Below are 1,645 nucleotides of genomic sequence, written 5' to 3'. Positions count from 1 at the left end.
CCACGGCAACGCTCGCACGGCGGCGGCGCTGAGCGGATCGGCGGCGCAGTCGCTCATCACTCTTTTGGAGGACCGCGGCATCGCCCGCGTGATGCCCGCGACGAGCCCCTCGGAGGAGGGCAAGGCTGCGTCCGCAACGGTGGTGGCGTCAGTGGTTGACGAGTCCGGTACTGCGTCGCGACCGTCGTCCCCCTCTGTTTCGTGGTGGCTGGCGATCGGCGCGCTGATCGGTTTGCTGCTCGGACTGGCCGTGTCGGCCGCACGGCAGCTCACCCACCGGCCCATCCGGACACCAGATGACCTCACGGAGGCCACGGGGGCTCCCATGCTGGCCGCCATTGGCTACGACCGGACCGCGAACCGCAACCCCCTCGTCACGGACCTCGACCCCGGCGACCCCCGCTTCGAGGCGTCCCGACTGCTGCGCACCAATCTGCAGTTCGTCGACGTCGACAGCACCGAGACGGTGTTGACCGTCACCAGCAGCATGCCGGGGGAAGGCAAGTCCACCACCGTCGCGAATCTGGCCATCGCGCTTGCGCACGGCGGCGCGAGCGTCGTGCTGGTCGACGCCGACCTCCGCCGCCCTCAACTCGACGAGCTGTTCGGGCTCGATCACGCGCCCGGACTGACCACCGCCCTCGTCGGCACCGTCGACCTCGCCGATGCGGTCCAGGAAACCTCGGTGCACGGACTCGATGTGCTGACCACCGGTGCGCTGCCGCCCAACCCCTCCGAGCTGCTGCAGACCAACGCCATGGCTGACCTCGTCCTGACGCTGCGGCGTCGTTACGACATCGTGCTGTTCGACGCACCGCCGCTGCTACCCGTCACGGACGCGGCACTGCTGGCGACCCTGTCCGACGGCGCCGTGCTGCTCGTCCGCCACGGTCGCACCACCGCCGAACAGGTGCGGGCTGCGGCCGGCCGACTCGAGTCCGTGGGAGCCGACCTGCTGGGCACGGTGCTCACCATGGTGCCTGCGCGGGGGATCGCGCGGTACGGATACGGCTATGAATACCAGGATGCGCCCAAGCGCACCGCCGGCTCCGGCGAAGGCCGTCGCGCACGTCGGTGACGGCGGGTCAGGCCAGGCAGCGGTTGAGGCGGGCAGCGATGACGTCCACGGCCTCGACGATTTGATCGGCGGTCTCGCGGTGCACCCGGGGCGGACGCCGGTAGGGGTCCTTCACATCCATCGACCCCTTGAGGCTCTGGCGTTGCGCCGCGGCCTCTGCCACCAGCTGTGGCGCCGTGAACTTGGCGTTGTCGACACGATCGCACAGGACTGCGAACTCACGCAGAGTGAAGGATCTGCGCATCGCCCGCGGCTCATCCTCCAGGATGCGCTGCCGGTGACTCGCGGTGGCGGTGAGGATCAAATTGGCCGCGCCCACCAGGTACTGGTCAATTGGATGCGAACGAAAGGTGTCGGCCGACAGTCCGTGACGCATCAGCTCCATCTCTGACATCGCGTCCATGGGTTGCCCGACCATGCCGTTGACACCTGCGCTGGCGATCTCAAAACGCGCGCGGTCCAGCTGATCGCGCAGCAGGATTTCCATCATCGGCGAGCGGCAGATGTTGGCGGTGCAGATCGCCAGCACGGCGAATCTGGGCCGCTTCATCGGCGCAGCACCGGGCG

At 68.8% G+C, this 1,645-nt stretch carries 1 protein-coding gene and 1 pseudogene; one reads left to right on the top strand and one right to left on the bottom strand.

Annotated features, from left to right (window positions below; genetic code table 11):
- A partial coding sequence (locus WB508_RS01000) for a polysaccharide biosynthesis tyrosine autokinase (RefSeq protein WP_423843006.1) occupies positions 1 to 1,078 on the top strand: 1,078 nt, incomplete at its 5' end.
- Between the two features lie 7 nt (positions 1,079 to 1,085).
- Here WB508_RS01000 and WB508_RS00995 read toward each other — a convergent pair.
- Positions 1,086 to 1,645, bottom strand: a pseudogene (locus WB508_RS00995) (hypothetical protein); the annotation flags it as partial.

Source organism: Aeromicrobium sp., assembly GCF_049586495.1.
In the GTDB taxonomy this organism is placed as follows: domain Bacteria; phylum Actinomycetota; class Actinomycetes; order Propionibacteriales; family Nocardioidaceae; genus Aeromicrobium.
Note: the sequence above shows the minus strand (reverse complement) of the source record. Positions and strands in the feature narration are given on the sequence as shown.